Origin of the sequence: Mammaliicoccus sp. O-M54, assembly GCF_022386035.1 — a bacterium.
Classification (GTDB): Bacteria; Bacillota; Bacilli; order Staphylococcales; family Staphylococcaceae; genus Mammaliicoccus; species Mammaliicoccus sciuri_A.
The window spans coordinates 170,729-184,384 of record NZ_JAJNJE010000003.1 but is presented as its reverse complement, the minus strand read 5'-3'; the positions used below and the strand labels follow the sequence as shown (position 1 = coordinate 184,384).

The following is a 13,656-nucleotide window of genomic DNA, read 5'->3' as shown; positions in this document are numbered from 1 at the left end:
ACATGACAATGATTATTGAACGCTACTTCTTTTATAAAAGTTTAATAAACTTAAAGTGATGACTTTTAGTCATAACTAGGGTGGTACCGCGATACGTTCGTCCCTTTTTTAGGGGATGGACGTTTTTTTATTTTAATTGAGGAGTGAAGACAATGAAAAAATTAAAAGCTAGTGAAATCAGACAAATGTATATTGACTTTTTTGTTGAAAAAGGACATATGGTTGAACCATCTGCACCTTTAGTGCCAATTGATGACGATACTTTATTATGGATAAACTCAGGTGTTGCGACTTTAAAAAAATATTTTGATGGTCGAGAAATCCCTAAAAATCCTAAAATTGTAAATGCTCAAAAAGCAATTAGAACAAATGATATTGAAAATGTTGGTTTTACTGCAAGACACCATACATTCTTTGAAATGTTAGGAAACTTTTCAATTGGTGATTACTTTAAACGTGAAGCAATTGAATATGCTTGGGAATTTTTAACGAGTGATAAATGGATGGCAATGGATCCAGAGAAATTATATGTAACGATTCATCCTGAAGATACAGAAGCATATGATTTATGGCATGATTTGATTGGTCTTGAAGAAAGTAGAATTATTAGAATCGAAGGTAACTTCTGGGATATCGGTGAAGGACCTTCTGGACCTAATACTGAAATATTCTACGACAGAGGCGACACATACGGGAAAGAAGATCCAGCTGAAGAAATGTATCCAGGTGGAGAAAATGAACGTTATTTAGAAGTGTGGAATCTAGTATTTAGTGAATTTAACCATAATGCTGACCATACTTATACGCCACTTCCAAATCAAAATATTGATACAGGTATGGGTCTTGAGCGTATGACATCTATTTCTCAAGATGTGCCAACGAACTATGATACAGATTTATTTATTCCAATTATTGAACAAGTTGAAGCGGTTAGTGGATTAAAATACTTAGAGAATAAAGAACAAGATATCGCATTTAAAGTTATTTCAGACCATATTAGAACGATCAGTTTTGCGATTGGTGACGGTGCGTTACCTGCAAATGAAGGTAGAGGATATGTATTAAGAAGATTACTAAGAAGAGCTGTTCGTTTCAGTCAATCACTTAATATTAACGAGCCATTCTTATATAAATTAGTTGATATCGTAGCAGATATTATGGAACCTTATTATCCAAATGTTAAAGCGCAAAGTGACTTCATTAAAAAAGTTGTAAAATCTGAAGAAGAACGTTTCCATGAAACACTTGAAGAAGGTTTAGCAATTTTAAACACAATGATGGCATCAGCTAAGCAACAGGATAATGTATTATCTGGATCAGATGCATTTAAATTATATGATACGTATGGTTTCCCAATCGAGTTAACAGAAGAAATCACTGCACAAGAAGGCATTTCAATAGATAATGAAGGTTTTGAAAATGAAATGCATCAACAACGTGAAAGAGCGAGAGCTGCACGTCAAAAGACGCAATCAATGCAAGTTCAAAATGAAGTACTTGGTAGCATTAATACACCAAGTAAATTCGTTGGCTATGACGTAACAGAAGCACAAACAGAAATTACAGATATTATATTTAATGGTGAATTAGTTGATGAAGTAGAAAGTGGAGAAAACATCCAATTTATTTTAAGAGAAACACCATTTTATGCAGTATCAGGTGGTCAAGTAGCGGATAAAGGTATCATTCGTCATGATCAATTTGAAATTGAAGTGACAGAAGTTATAAAAGCACCTAATGGTCAAAATTTACATGCTGGACATGTGACATTTGGACAAGTTCATGTTGGTGAAACTGTAGAAGCTATTGTTAATAAAGATGATCGTAAATCAATTATCAAAAACCACTCAGCAACTCACTTATTACATGCAGCTTTAAAAGAAGTTTTAGGTACGCATGTTAATCAAGCAGGTTCATTAGTTGAAAGTGATAGATTACGATTTGACTTCTCACACTTTGGTCAAGTTACACAAGAAGAATTAGAAACAATCGAAAAAATTGTTAACGAAAAAATTTGGCAAAACATTCCTGTAGTAATCGAAGAAATGCCAATAGAACAAGCTAAAGAAAAAGGCGCTATGGCATTATTCGGAGAAAAATATGGTGATGTTGTAAGAGTTGTTGAAATGTCATCATACTCAATCGAGTTATGTGGTGGTATACACGTACGTAACACAAGTGAAATTGGTATCTTCAAAATTGTTTCAGAATCTGGTACAGGTGCAGGTGTTCGAAGAATCGAAGCTGTAACAGGTAGAAAGGCATATGAAACATTAAAAGAAACAGAAACAATCCTTAAAGATGTTATGCAACATGTCAAAATTAAAGACCAAGCAAGAACAATTGAAAAAATCGAACAAATTCAACAACATAATAAAGACTTAGAAAAAGAAGTTCAACAAAAGAACAAAACAATTACTGAATTAAAATCAGGCAATATTGAAGATAGCGTTGAAGAAATTAATGGCATTAAAGTACTTTCACAATTAGTTGAAGCTGAAAATCCAAAAGTATTAAGATCAATCATGGATGATTTCAAATCTAAAATGCAAGATACAGTTCTATTATTAGCTAGTGTCAACGGAGATAAAGTTTCACTTGTGTCTTCAGTACCTAAAGATTTAACGGATAAAGTTAAAGCTGGTGACATTATTAGAGAAGCTGCTCAAATTACAAACGGTAAAGGTGGCGGTCGTCCTGATATGGCTCAAGGTGGCGGAACAGATCCATCTAAAGTAACAGAAGCATTACAGTTTGTTAAAGACTACATTAAAACGCTATAATTTTACGTGTAATTAGAATATGATATAATTAATATTAAGTTAATGGAGTTAGGGAGTGTAAATAAAGATGAATAATTTTGATAAAACTATGAAATTTAACTATGATGATTTTCCAAAAGAAAATGTCAAAACAGTACTACAAAATGTTTATCGAACTTTAGAAGAAAGAGGCTATAATCCAGTAAATCAAATAGTCGGTTATTTACTTTCTGGCGATCCAGCTTATATACCTAGACACAACGAAGCAAGAAATCAAATAAGACGTTTAGATAGAGATGATATTATGGAAGAGCTTGTATCACACTATTTAAAGCAAGAAAATGAATTCAATGCTTAAAAACAGGATAATAGGTTTAGACGTCGGTAGTAAAACAATAGGTGTAGCTGTAAGTGATGCGATGGGTTGGACAGCTCAAGGTATAGATACACTCCGCATTAACGAAGAAAACGAAGATTTTGGAATTGACCAACTTATAAAAATCATTGATGAATATGATGTTGATACTGTCATTATAGGATTGCCAAAAAACATGAACAATTCTATTGGTCCTCGCGGAGAGGCATCCATTCAATTCAAAGATTTACTTCAACAAGAAAGACCAGAATTAAAAATGGTAATGTGGGATGAAAGATTAAGCACAGTTGGTGCTGAACGCACATTATTAGAAGCAGATGTTTCTCGAAAAAAAAGAAAAAAAGTAATAGACAAAATGGCAGCTGTATTTATATTACAGGGTTACCTAGATTCTATTAAATAATTGATGAGGAGAATGAATAATGACTGAACATAATCACGAAGGACATTTAGAAATTAACAATGAGGAAGAATTATTAACATTAATAGACGAAAATAATAACGAAGTCTTATACCGTAAAGTATTAGAATTCTATCACCCAGAATTCAAGAAAGAATACATCATCTTAGCTGAAGAAGGTACAGCAGATGATGAAGAAATTGAATTAATCCCAATGATCAATGAAGCAAATGACGACGGTGAAGGTGGTAAATTATTACCAGTTGAAACTGACGAAGAGTGGGATATGATTGAAGAAATCGTTAATACTGAAATGGACGATGTTTAAAATTTAATATGTAATAGTACACTTTACCCCTAATGTGATATAATCATTAGGGGTATTTATTTTACATAAGGAGTTACATATGGAAAAAAATAGTATATATAAAGATGCGAGATTATTATCTAAGTATATTAGTTTAACAATCATAAGCATCCTCTTTTTATTACTTATATTAATTACTTTAATAGGCTTGATTGTAGTAGGTATTAATGTGAAACCTGTTAACGCCGATAGCAATGAGCAAGTTATTGTCAATGTTAATCCAAACACGAATACTGAAATGTTAAGCCAAGAGTTATCCGATAAAAAAATAATTAGAAATGCTACTATTTTCAAATATTATTTAAAACTCAATAATATTTCTAGCTTTCAAGCTGGAGAATATAAGTTTTCTCCTTCAATGTCACCTAGAGATATTGCCAAAAGTTTAGAAACTGGAAAAGTGTATTTAAAAACAGCGGTCCAATATGATGTAAAAGAAGGTTCGAATATAGAATTAATTGCAGGTATTTTAGAAGAGAATACTTCTATTAGTCGCGAAAGCTTTTTGAAGAAAATGAGAGATCAAGATTTTGTGAAAAAATATCAAAAAAAATATCCCGATATGTTAACGGACGAAGTATTAAATAAAAACTTAAGATACCCATTAGAAGGCTATTTAGCACCAAATACGTATCAGTTTTCAAAAAAAGATGTGACGATTGATGACGTTACAAATGAAATGCTGAATGAAACTTACCATACAACTTATAAAATATATAAAGAAAATGGTGGCTTTAAATATACGACTAACTATGAAGAAAAGAAGATTACTTTCCATGAGTATTTAACATTATCATCTATTGTAGAATCAGAAATGAAAAACGTTACAGATAAATCGAGATATATTTCAGTACTGTTAAACAGAATTGAAAACAATCCACAAATTGCTTTGAATTCAGATGCGACTGTAAGATATGCAAATAAAAAAGAGACAACTGAAGCATTATCAGATAAAGATTATAAAAATGATTCAAAATATAACACATATGCACATAAAGGATTACCTATAGGTCCAATATGCAACATATCTGATGAAACAGCTAGAACAACGGTAAACCCACCTGAAACAGATTATTTTTACTATACAACAACCAAAAAGGGTAAAGTATTATTTGCAGAGAACTTAAAAGAACAAGAAAAGAATAGAGATAAATAATATAACAAGAACGCTTTTAAATTTTAAAAGCGTTCTTGTTTATATATACTTACTTTTTATTCGAAAATATGGTAAAATATCTAATGTTTATGAAATCATATTGTAGATATGACTGATACATACTAACTAGTCAGGAGACTAGTTGGGTTTTTTATTATATTCGAGTGTAAGGAAGTAATGACATGGAAAAAGATATAGAATATATCGAACAATTGTTGTTTCAAAATTCATCAAATATCGATGAATTAAGGCATTATGCTGAACAATATAATGTTCCAATAATGGACAAAATCTCCACAGAGTTTGTTAAACAATTAATTAGAATTAAAGATGTGAAAAGTATTCTAGAGATTGGAACGGCAATTGGATATAGCGCGATGCATTTTGCTTCATGTGATCCGAGTATTAATGTGTGGACGATTGAAAGAAAAGAAGAAATGTATGAACAAGCTATTTCAAATATTAAAGACTTTGGTTATGAAAGCCAAGTTAATGTTATCTTTTCTGATGCATTAGAAGCTTTTGAATTATTACCTACCGACCAGTCATTTGATATGATTTTTATCGATGCTGCTAAAGCACAATCACAAAAGTTTTTTGAGCTTTATGAACCACTGCTTAAAGATGATGGCATCATTATTACAGACAATATTTTATACCATGGTTTTGTAAGTAATATTGAAATTGTAAGAAACAGAAACGTTAAACAAATGGTTAAGAAAGTTCAAAAATATAATCATTGGTTAATGAATCATGAAAATTATAAAACGACATTGATTAATATTGGTGATGGAATGGCCATTTCTAAAAAGGAGAAATTGTAATGACAGAATTACTAGTGACCCCTAAGTCCGTTGAACATATTGAACAATTAATCAAATTAGGTGCTGATGCATTTGTCATTGGTGAAGAAAAATTTGGATTAAGACTTGCTGGTGAATTTAAAGAACCAGAACTTCGTGAAGCCATTAAGCTTATCCATGATCATGGTAAAAAAGCATACGTAGCGGTAAATGGTATTTTTCATAATGAACATATTGATGATTTGGAATCTTATATTGATCTGTTACATGAATTAAAGGCAGATAGAATCATTTTTGGCGATCCAGCAGTAGTTATGGCAATGAAAAATCGTGAGAATCCTATACCTTTAAATTGGAATGCTGAAACAATCGTGACAAATCATTTTCAATGTAATTATTGGGGTGATAGAGGTTCAGCTAGAGCAGTGTTGGCTCGTGAGTTAAGTATTGAAGAAGTACTAGAAATTAAAGAAAAAAGTAATGTCGAAATAGAAGTTCAAGTACATGGCATGACTTGTATGTTCCAGTCTAAAAGAAAATTACTTGGTAATTACTTTATGTATCAAGATAAAGTCATGAAAATTGAAAATCGTAAAGAAAATAAAGACATGCTTTTATATGATGAAGAAAGAAGTAATAAATATCCAATTTATGAAGATTATAATGGTACACACATTATGAGTCCGAATGATATTTGCTTAATCGAAGACTTAGAGGACTTATTAGAAGCACAAATTGATGCGTTTAAGATTGACGGCGTACTTCAAACAGAAGAATATATTAATATCGCGACTGAGCAATATAGACAAGCGATTGACTTATATAACGAAGATCCAGAGTTATATGAAGATGAAAAATTTATGTTAGTTGAACCAATTGAAGCGGTTCAAAAAGATCATCGTCCAATGGATCAAGGATTTATGTTCAAACAAACAGTTTATTAAGTTATATTAAAGGAATGATATATATGAAAGTTCTAGAACCTATTGGCGCAAGTCGTCAAACAAAGATAAAAAAACCAGAACTTCTAGCGCCTGCAGGAAATTTAGAAAAACTCAAAATTGCTGTTCATTATGGTGCGGATGCAGTGTTCCTAGGTGGACAAGAATATGGTTTAAGGTCAAATGCTGATAACTTTACGATGGAAGAAATAAAAGAAGGCGTTCAGTTTGCAGCAAAATATGGCGCAAAAATTTATGTTACAACAAATATTTTTGCTCATGATGAAAATATTCCAGGACTAGAAGAATATTTAAAAAATCTAAATGAAACTGGTGCACACGGAATTATAGTTGCCGATCCACTTATTATAGAAACGTGTAAACGTGTTGCACCTAATTTAGAAATCCATTTAAGTACACAACAATCTTTATCAAATTATCGCGCAGTTCAATATTGGAAAGAAGAAGGGCTTGAGAGAGTCGTTCTAGCTCGTGAAACGAGTGCTGAAGAAATGCGCGAAATGAAAGAAAAAGTTGATATTGAAATAGAAACATTTATACATGGTGCAATGTGTATTGCATATTCTGGTAGATGTACATTAAGTAATCATATGACAGCTAGAGACTCAAATAGAGGTGGCTGTTGTCAAAGTTGTAGATGGGATTATGATTTAATTTCAGTAGAAGAAGATGGAGAATTAGAGCCATATTTCGATGGTAATGAGATCACACCTTTTGCAATGAGTCCAAAAGACTTGAAATTAATCGAATCAATACCTAAAATGATGGACATCGGTATAGATTCTCTAAAAATTGAAGGTCGAATGAAATCTATTCATTATATTGCTACTGTTGTATCTGTATATCGTAAAGTAATTGATCGCTATGCTGAGGATCCAGAAAACTTTAAAATTGATCCTAGATGGTTGATTGAATTAGATAAATGTGCGAATAGAGACACTGCACCAGCGTTCTTCGAAGGTGTACCACATTACGAAGAACAAATGTTTGGACACGAATCAAATAAAAAAACACCTTTTGATTTTTGTGGATTAGTGTTAGACTATGACGAAGTATCACAAATAGCTACCATCCAACAAAGAAATTATTTCAAGCCAGGACAAGAAATTGAATTTTTTGGACCTGAGATTGAAAACTTCACTCAAGTCATTGATAAGATATATGATGAAAATGGTGAAGAGCTAGACGCAGCCAGACATCCACTTCAAGTCATTCAAATAAAAGTGGATCGTCAGATTTATCCAAATAACATGATGAGAAAGGGAATCGTTTGATGGGAAAGACTACAATTATAGGTATTGCAGGGGGTTCTGGTTCAGGTAAGACTTCTGTAACATCCGAAATTATGAAAAATTTAGATGGATATAGTGTTGCATTAATAGAACAAGATTACTATTATAAAGATCAATCACATATGTCTTTTGAAGATAGATTGAAGACTAACTATGATCATCCATTCGCTTTCGATAATGAAAGATTGAAACAAGATTTAACAAGAATTAAAGATGGACATGCAATTGAAGTGCCTACGTATGATTATTCAAATCACACGAGAAGCGATAAGACGATTAGATTCGAACCTAAAGATGTTATTATACTTGAAGGTATATTCGCGCTTGAAAATGAAGATTTACGTAATTTAATGGATGTTAAGATTTATGTTGATACTGATGCTGACTTAAGAATTTTACGTCGTTTAACGAGAGATATTAAAGAAAGAGGACGTACGATGGAGTCAGTAATTGATCAATACTTATCAGTTGTAAGACCGATGCATATCCAGTTTATTGAACCAACGAAGAAATATGCGGATATCATCATCCCTGAAGGTGGTAGTAATAAGGTAGCTATTGATATTATGACTACGAAAATTCAATCGTTAGTTAAAAATATTTAAATAATTATAAAGTAAAGGAAGATGGAAGAATGGAAACACAAAAAGAATTTCCTATGACACAGGAAGGTTTTAACAAATTAGAAAAAGAACTTGAAGAATTAAAAACAGTTAAGCGACCAGAAGTCGTTGAAAAAATAAAAGTAGCACGTAGTTTTGGTGACTTATCTGAGAACTCTGAATATGATGCAGCTAAAGATGAGCAAGGTTTCATTGAGCAAGAAATTCAAAAAATTGAAAACATGATTCGTCATGCTCAAATTATTGAAGATAATGGTTCAAAAAATGACGTGCAAATCGGTAGAACTGTAACATTTACTGAAATTCCAGGTAACGAAGAAGAAAGCTACAAAATTGTAGGTTCAGCAGAAGCAGATCCATTTGAAGGTAAAATTTCTAATGAATCTCCAATTGCTAAAGCTTTAATTGGTAAAAAATTAAACGAAGAAGTAAATGTTCCATTACCAAATGGTAACGAAATGAAAGTTAAAATCGTAAAAATCGATTAATCGTATAATAATTTAATAGAAGAGCTGTAGAAACGTATTAAACAAACGTTTTTACAGCTTTTTTTTTATATATAAATCATGGTATTATGATAAAGTATAATTGATTTAATTATCTGATTATTAAAAGCGTTAACAAAGGGGTGGTAAAATTGGATATTAAGCAAGTGAGTGAGACGCATTTTATGATTTATGAACAAAATGAAATCAGTCCAGAAATAAGGAATAAAATTTCGACAATCGCATTACATATTGAATCATTGCAGCATCCAGCTGTTATAAGTGTGACATCATCATATCGATCCATCATGGTCGCATTTGATGTTAAACATTATACATACGAAACAGTCCTTGATGAACTAGACTTACATCATTTAAATCTTAATCAAGAAAATGCATCACGTTCAAAGAAATTGATAACACTACCAGTTGTATATGGTGGTGAATTTGGACCAGACTTAAATATTGTTGCTGACCATGCACAATTATCAGAAGAAGATGTGATTCAAATACATACTGAAGAAAATTATTTAATTTATGCAATTGGATTTTTACCTGGCTTTCCATTTTTAGGAGGACTAAATGAGAAAATACATACACCTAGAAAGGAAACGCCAAGAAGTAAAATCGTCCAAGGATCTGTTGGAATTGCAAATAATCAAACAGGCCTTTATCCGAAATCATCACCAGGCGGATGGCAAATTATTGGTCGCACGCCGATAGATGTTTTTAACTTAGATCGAGAGCCTATGATTTTATACGAAGCTGGAGACTATATTGCTTTTAAAGCAATTCATCAAGAAGAATTTACAAGAATCGAAGACGAAATTGCAAATGGCACATTTGATTATAGTCAGTTAGTAGGTGAATTGAAATGAAATGTATAAAACCCGGTTTGTTTACGACTGTTCAAGATATTGGTCGATCAAAGTTTGAAAAAGATGGATTTTCTGAAGCGGGTGTTATGAATCAATATTTATACAATATCGCCAATGCTTTAGTGGATAATGACAATGCACCTGTTTTAGAAGTGACTTTAAATGGTCCCACATTGAAATTTGAAGAATCGAACATAGTTGCATTTGTTGCGTATGATGCTGATATACAGCTTGATGATCAAACAATACCAGTAAATACAGCAATTTATGTAGAAAAAGGGCAAGTGCTCAATATAAAGACTATTTTATCTGGGGCGAGAGGCTATTTAGCTTTTCATAAGTCTTTAAATATTGAACCCATATTAGACAGTGTATCAACACATACTAGAAGTGGGATAGGTGGCATGAATGGAAGAACATTAAACAGAAATGATGTTTTGAAATTCAAAGATAAAACAATCAACCATGACATTATAGGTAATACGTTTAATATCAATCAATTAGAAGATGCAAATATCATTCCAATTATGGAAGGTCTACAATTTGATGAATTTACATCAGAAGCACATGACCAACTTGTTAATCAATCATATACGATATCAGAAATGTCAGATCGTATGGGCTATCGACTTAATGGTGAAGAACCACTTGTACATAAGCATAACGCAGATATTATATCTGAACCGATTGCACCAGGTAGTGTACAAGTTCCTATTAATGGTCAACCAATTATATTACTTAATGATCGTCAGACGATAGGTGGTTATACAAAGATTGCTACAGTTAGTTTTGTAGGTAGAGAAAAGCTCTCTCAATTAAAAGCAAATGACAGCATTACTTTTAAATGGATTTCGTTTGAGGAAGCAACTGTTGAATATCAAACATATATTAAACAATTAGAAGCAGATATAGATGATATTAAACTGAAAAAATATAAAGATTTAAGCAATATTCGTCCTAAATCTAAAAAAATAGCAAAACTTATAAAGGGGAATCAATCATGAATATAGAAAAGATAGAAGAACTTATTAAACTCATGAAACAAAATCAAGTGAATTATATGAAGTATAAAGATGAAACTGTCGAAGTTGAGTTAGATTTAAAATCAACTTCAAATAACGTGACTACAACACCAGCCAATAATATTGAAGAAAGCACGCCAACTTCAAAACAAGAAGAACAGCTTAATACAATTGAAGCGGAAATTCTTGGAACATTTTATTTACAAGATGAAGAAACATTACAAAATCCACTTGTCAAAGTTGGAGATGAAGTGAAAAAAGGTCAAGTTGTCGGATATATCGAATCAATGAAAGTGCTCAATGAAGTTATAAGTGAGTATGACGGTATCGTTAATGATATTCAAATTAATCATGGGGATCCTGTTGAATACGGACAAACGATTATCACATTGAAATAAGGGGGATTTATATGATTAAGCGTTTACTGATTGCAAACAGAGGTGAAATTGCGGTAAGAATTATTAGAACATGTAGAATGATGAATATCACTACAATCGCAATATATTCCAAAGCAGATAAAGATAGTTTACATGTGCAATTAGCAGATGAAGCCATTTGTATTGGACCAAGTCAATCAAGTGATAGTTATTTAGATATTGAACGCATTTTAGAAGCTTGTAAGATGAGTAAAGCTGACGCGATTCATCCTGGTTATGGATTTTTATCAGAATCTACGACTTTTAGAAAAAGAGTAGATGAAGAAAATATTATTTTTGTTGGTCCTAGTTATAACACGATGGATTTAATGGGAGATAAAATAAAAGCAAGAGAAACGATGTACAACGCGAACGTACCTATTATTCCTGGGTCTATTGGAGAAGTAAAGACAGTTAAAGAAGCAGAAGAAGTTGCTCAAAAAGTAGGGTATCCATTTGTATTAAAAGCTGCTAGTGGCGGTGGTGGTAAAGGGATTCGAATCGTACAAGAACCTGACCAACTTGAACAATTCTTTAAAGAAGCTCAATCTGAAGGCGAAAAATACTTTGGAGATAAACGTGTATATATTGAAACATTTATTGATGAAGCTAGACATGTGGAAGTTCAAATACTCGCGAGTAAACATGGAGAAGCAATTCATCTCGGTGAACGAGATTGTTCAATTCAAAGAAAGAACCAAAAGTTAATCGAAGAAGCACCTTGTGCAGCATTAGATCAAGAAACGCGAAATTCACTACATGCTGATGCTGTTAAAGCTGCTAAAGCTTGTAATTATGAAAGTGCTGGAACAATTGAATTTTTACTAACTGATGACGGCTATTATTTCTTAGAAATGAATACGCGCATTCAAGTTGAACATACAGTCACAGAATTATTAACAGGTGTTGATTTAATTAAGCAACAAATATTAGTAGCTAATGGTGAGAAGTTATCTATTAATCAAGAGGATATCCATTTTGATGGGCATGTGATTGAATGTCGTATAAATGCTGAAAATCCAGAAAAACAATTCCGCCCAGCAGCAGGTGTTGTTCAAGCATTACATTTACCTAATGGATTTAATACGAGAGTAGACAGTATGTTATATGATGGCTATCAAATTCCACCATACTACGATTCATTAGTCGCTAAAATACTTGTTAAAGGTGAAGATAGACTTGAAGCAATTGAAAAAATGAAAGGTACGTTAGAAGAAACGGTCATTGATGGTTTTCCGACAACGTTAGACTTTTTATATCGCGTGTTGAGCTATGAACCATATATTAAAAATGATATAACCATTAAATTTCTACATGAACATAAAATCGTTTAAGGAGAGGGTATTATGGTACAAGTTGATTTGAATTGTGATTTAGGAGAAAGCTTTGGTAACTATAAACTTGGTAATGATGAAAGTATATTACCTTTAATTACTTCTGCAAATGTCGCTTGTGGTTTTCATGCAGGAGATCAGCACGTTATGAATGAAACAGTTAAATTGGCAGTTCAACATGATGTACATATTGGTGCTCATCCAGGATTTCAAGATTTAATTGGATTTGGTCGTAGAAACATAGATGTTACACCAGAAGAAGTTTATGATTTAGTCATTTATCAATTAGGTGCATTATCTGGATTTTGTAAAATACATCAAACAAAAATACACCATGTTAAGCCACATGGTGCGTTGTATCAAATGGGTGCTAAAGATCCAGTAATTGCCGATGCAATTGTTAAAGCAGTGAAAGATTTTGATGATCAATTATTATTTGTTGGTTTATCTAACAGTGAACTAATCGAATCATGTAAACGTCATAATTTAACGTATAAGAGCGAAGTATTTGCTGATCGTGCATACGAAGATAATGGCCAATTAGTTTCAAGAAAAAAAGAAGGCGCGCTTATAAAAGATACTAACCAAGCTGTCGCACAAGTTATTAAAATGGTAAAAGAATCTAAAGTTATGACGATAAATGGAAATGAAATTCCGATTGAAGCAGATACAATCTGTGTACATGGAGACGGACAACATGCTTTAGATTTTGTTCAAGAAATTATTCGACAGTTTAAAGCTGAAGGCATAGAAATTAGTGCAATGAAATAGGAGGAAAGC

Annotated in this window: 15 protein-coding genes and 1 other annotated feature (1 of these 16 running past the window's edge); all 15 genes read left to right on the top strand. The window is 32.2% G+C overall.

The features are described 5' to 3' along the window. Positions 1-108 (top strand) — a binding site (T-box leader); it begins 58 nt to the left of the window's first position. A 44-nt stretch (positions 109-152) separates the two neighbouring features. The 15 genes from alaS (at position 153) to pxpA (ending at position 13,647) form a co-directional block, all read left to right on the top strand. Next, on the top strand, positions 153-2,783 hold the full coding sequence (alaS, locus tag LQ673_RS06865; protein WP_191835639.1) for an alanine--tRNA ligase: 2,631 nt from the start codon (positions 153-155) through the stop codon (positions 2,781-2,783). A gap of 67 nt (positions 2,784-2,850) precedes the next feature. Beyond that, positions 2,851-3,120 carry an IreB family regulatory phosphoprotein gene (locus LQ673_RS06860; RefSeq protein ID WP_037588397.1) on the top strand — a complete coding sequence of 90 codons (270 nt, stop codon included), beginning with the start codon at positions 2,851-2,853 and terminating at the stop codon, positions 3,118-3,120. Next, complete coding sequence (gene ruvX / locus LQ673_RS06855) at positions 3,113-3,541, top strand: Holliday junction resolvase RuvX (protein ID WP_025904238.1); 429 nt, start codon at positions 3,113-3,115, stop codon at positions 3,539-3,541. The genes LQ673_RS06860 and ruvX overlap by 8 nt, the downstream gene beginning before the upstream one ends. Positions 3,542-3,560: 19 nt before the next feature. After that, the gene (locus LQ673_RS06850) at positions 3,561-3,866 is read left to right on the top strand and encodes a DUF1292 domain-containing protein (RefSeq protein ID WP_025904237.1); all 306 of its coding nucleotides are present in this window, start codon (positions 3,561-3,563) and stop codon (positions 3,864-3,866) included. Positions 3,867-3,945: 79 nt separating this feature from the next. Then, the gene (gene mltG / locus LQ673_RS06845; RefSeq protein WP_239705242.1) at positions 3,946-5,061 is read left to right on the top strand and encodes an endolytic transglycosylase MltG; all 1,116 of its coding nucleotides are present in this window, start codon (positions 3,946-3,948) and stop codon (positions 5,059-5,061) included. A 182-nt stretch (positions 5,062-5,243) separates the two neighbouring features. After that, positions 5,244-5,885: an O-methyltransferase gene (locus LQ673_RS06840; protein WP_159315577.1), complete on the top strand. Its 642-nt coding sequence runs from the start codon at positions 5,244-5,246 to the stop codon at positions 5,883-5,885. Further along, positions 5,885-6,808 carry a peptidase U32 family protein gene (locus tag LQ673_RS06835; protein WP_191835637.1) on the top strand — a complete coding sequence of 308 codons (924 nt, stop codon included), beginning with the start codon at positions 5,885-5,887 and terminating at the stop codon, positions 6,806-6,808. Before LQ673_RS06840 ends, LQ673_RS06835 begins: the two co-directional genes overlap by 1 nt. A gap of 23 nt (positions 6,809-6,831) precedes the next feature. Beyond that, the gene (locus LQ673_RS06830) at positions 6,832-8,100 is read left to right on the top strand and encodes a peptidase U32 family protein (RefSeq protein ID WP_037588390.1); all 1,269 of its coding nucleotides are present in this window, start codon (positions 6,832-6,834) and stop codon (positions 8,098-8,100) included. Next, positions 8,100-8,723, top strand: a complete 624-nt coding sequence (udk, locus tag LQ673_RS06825; RefSeq protein ID WP_025904232.1) for a uridine kinase — start codon at positions 8,100-8,102, stop codon at positions 8,721-8,723. The genes LQ673_RS06830 and udk overlap by 1 nt, the downstream gene beginning before the upstream one ends. Before the next feature lie 29 nt (positions 8,724-8,752). Then, positions 8,753-9,229 carry a transcription elongation factor GreA gene (gene greA, locus LQ673_RS06820; protein WP_025904231.1) on the top strand — a complete coding sequence of 159 codons (477 nt, stop codon included), beginning with the start codon at positions 8,753-8,755 and terminating at the stop codon, positions 9,227-9,229. Between the two features lie 149 nt (positions 9,230-9,378). Next, a complete protein-coding gene (gene pxpB / locus LQ673_RS06815) occupies positions 9,379-10,104 on the top strand; it encodes a 5-oxoprolinase subunit PxpB (protein ID WP_126477537.1) in 726 nt (241 codons plus the stop codon). Continuing rightward, a complete protein-coding gene (locus tag LQ673_RS06810; protein ID WP_191835636.1) occupies positions 10,101-11,108 on the top strand; it encodes a 5-oxoprolinase subunit C family protein in 1,008 nt (335 codons plus the stop codon). Before pxpB ends, LQ673_RS06810 begins: the two co-directional genes overlap by 4 nt. After that, positions 11,105-11,524: an acetyl-CoA carboxylase biotin carboxyl carrier protein gene (locus LQ673_RS06805; protein WP_191835635.1), complete on the top strand. Its 420-nt coding sequence runs from the start codon at positions 11,105-11,107 to the stop codon at positions 11,522-11,524. Before LQ673_RS06810 ends, LQ673_RS06805 begins: the two co-directional genes overlap by 4 nt. A 14-nt stretch (positions 11,525-11,538) precedes the next feature. Continuing rightward, entirely contained in the window at positions 11,539-12,876 is a 1,338-nt protein-coding gene (gene accC / locus LQ673_RS06800; protein ID WP_239705345.1) for an acetyl-CoA carboxylase biotin carboxylase subunit, read from the top strand. 12 nt (positions 12,877-12,888) lie between these two features. Further along, entirely contained in the window at positions 12,889-13,647 is a 759-nt protein-coding gene (gene pxpA, locus LQ673_RS06795) for a 5-oxoprolinase subunit PxpA (protein WP_037588380.1), read from the top strand. The last annotated feature ends 9 nt before the right edge of the window (positions 13,648-13,656 follow it).

Bases quoted from the DNA above. Each gene is read 5' to 3' on its own strand.
- alaS (WP_191835639.1), top strand. From the start codon at position 153: ATGAAAAAATTAAAAGCTAGTGAAATCAGACAAATGTATATTGACTTT.
- udk (WP_025904232.1), top strand. From the start codon at position 8,100: ATGGGAAAGACTACAATTATAGGTATTGCAGGGGGTTCTGGTTCAGGT.
- LQ673_RS06830 (WP_037588390.1), top strand. From the start codon at position 6,832: ATGAAAGTTCTAGAACCTATTGGCGCAAGTCGTCAAACAAAGATAAAA.
- LQ673_RS06850 (WP_025904237.1), top strand. From the start codon at position 3,561: ATGACTGAACATAATCACGAAGGACATTTAGAAATTAACAATGAGGAA.
- LQ673_RS06835 (WP_191835637.1), top strand. From the start codon at position 5,885: ATGACAGAATTACTAGTGACCCCTAAGTCCGTTGAACATATTGAACAA.
- LQ673_RS06840 (WP_159315577.1), top strand. From the start codon at position 5,244: ATGGAAAAAGATATAGAATATATCGAACAATTGTTGTTTCAAAATTCA.
- mltG (WP_239705242.1), top strand. From the start codon at position 3,946: ATGGAAAAAAATAGTATATATAAAGATGCGAGATTATTATCTAAGTAT.
- pxpA (WP_037588380.1), top strand. From the start codon at position 12,889: ATGGTACAAGTTGATTTGAATTGTGATTTAGGAGAAAGCTTTGGTAAC.
- LQ673_RS06860 (WP_037588397.1), top strand. From the start codon at position 2,851: ATGAATAATTTTGATAAAACTATGAAATTTAACTATGATGATTTTCCA.
- LQ673_RS06805 (WP_191835635.1), top strand. From the start codon at position 11,105: ATGAATATAGAAAAGATAGAAGAACTTATTAAACTCATGAAACAAAAT.
- greA (WP_025904231.1), top strand. From the start codon at position 8,753: ATGGAAACACAAAAAGAATTTCCTATGACACAGGAAGGTTTTAACAAA.
- LQ673_RS06810 (WP_191835636.1), top strand. From the start codon at position 10,101: ATGAAATGTATAAAACCCGGTTTGTTTACGACTGTTCAAGATATTGGT.
- ruvX (WP_025904238.1), top strand. From the start codon at position 3,113: ATGCTTAAAAACAGGATAATAGGTTTAGACGTCGGTAGTAAAACAATA.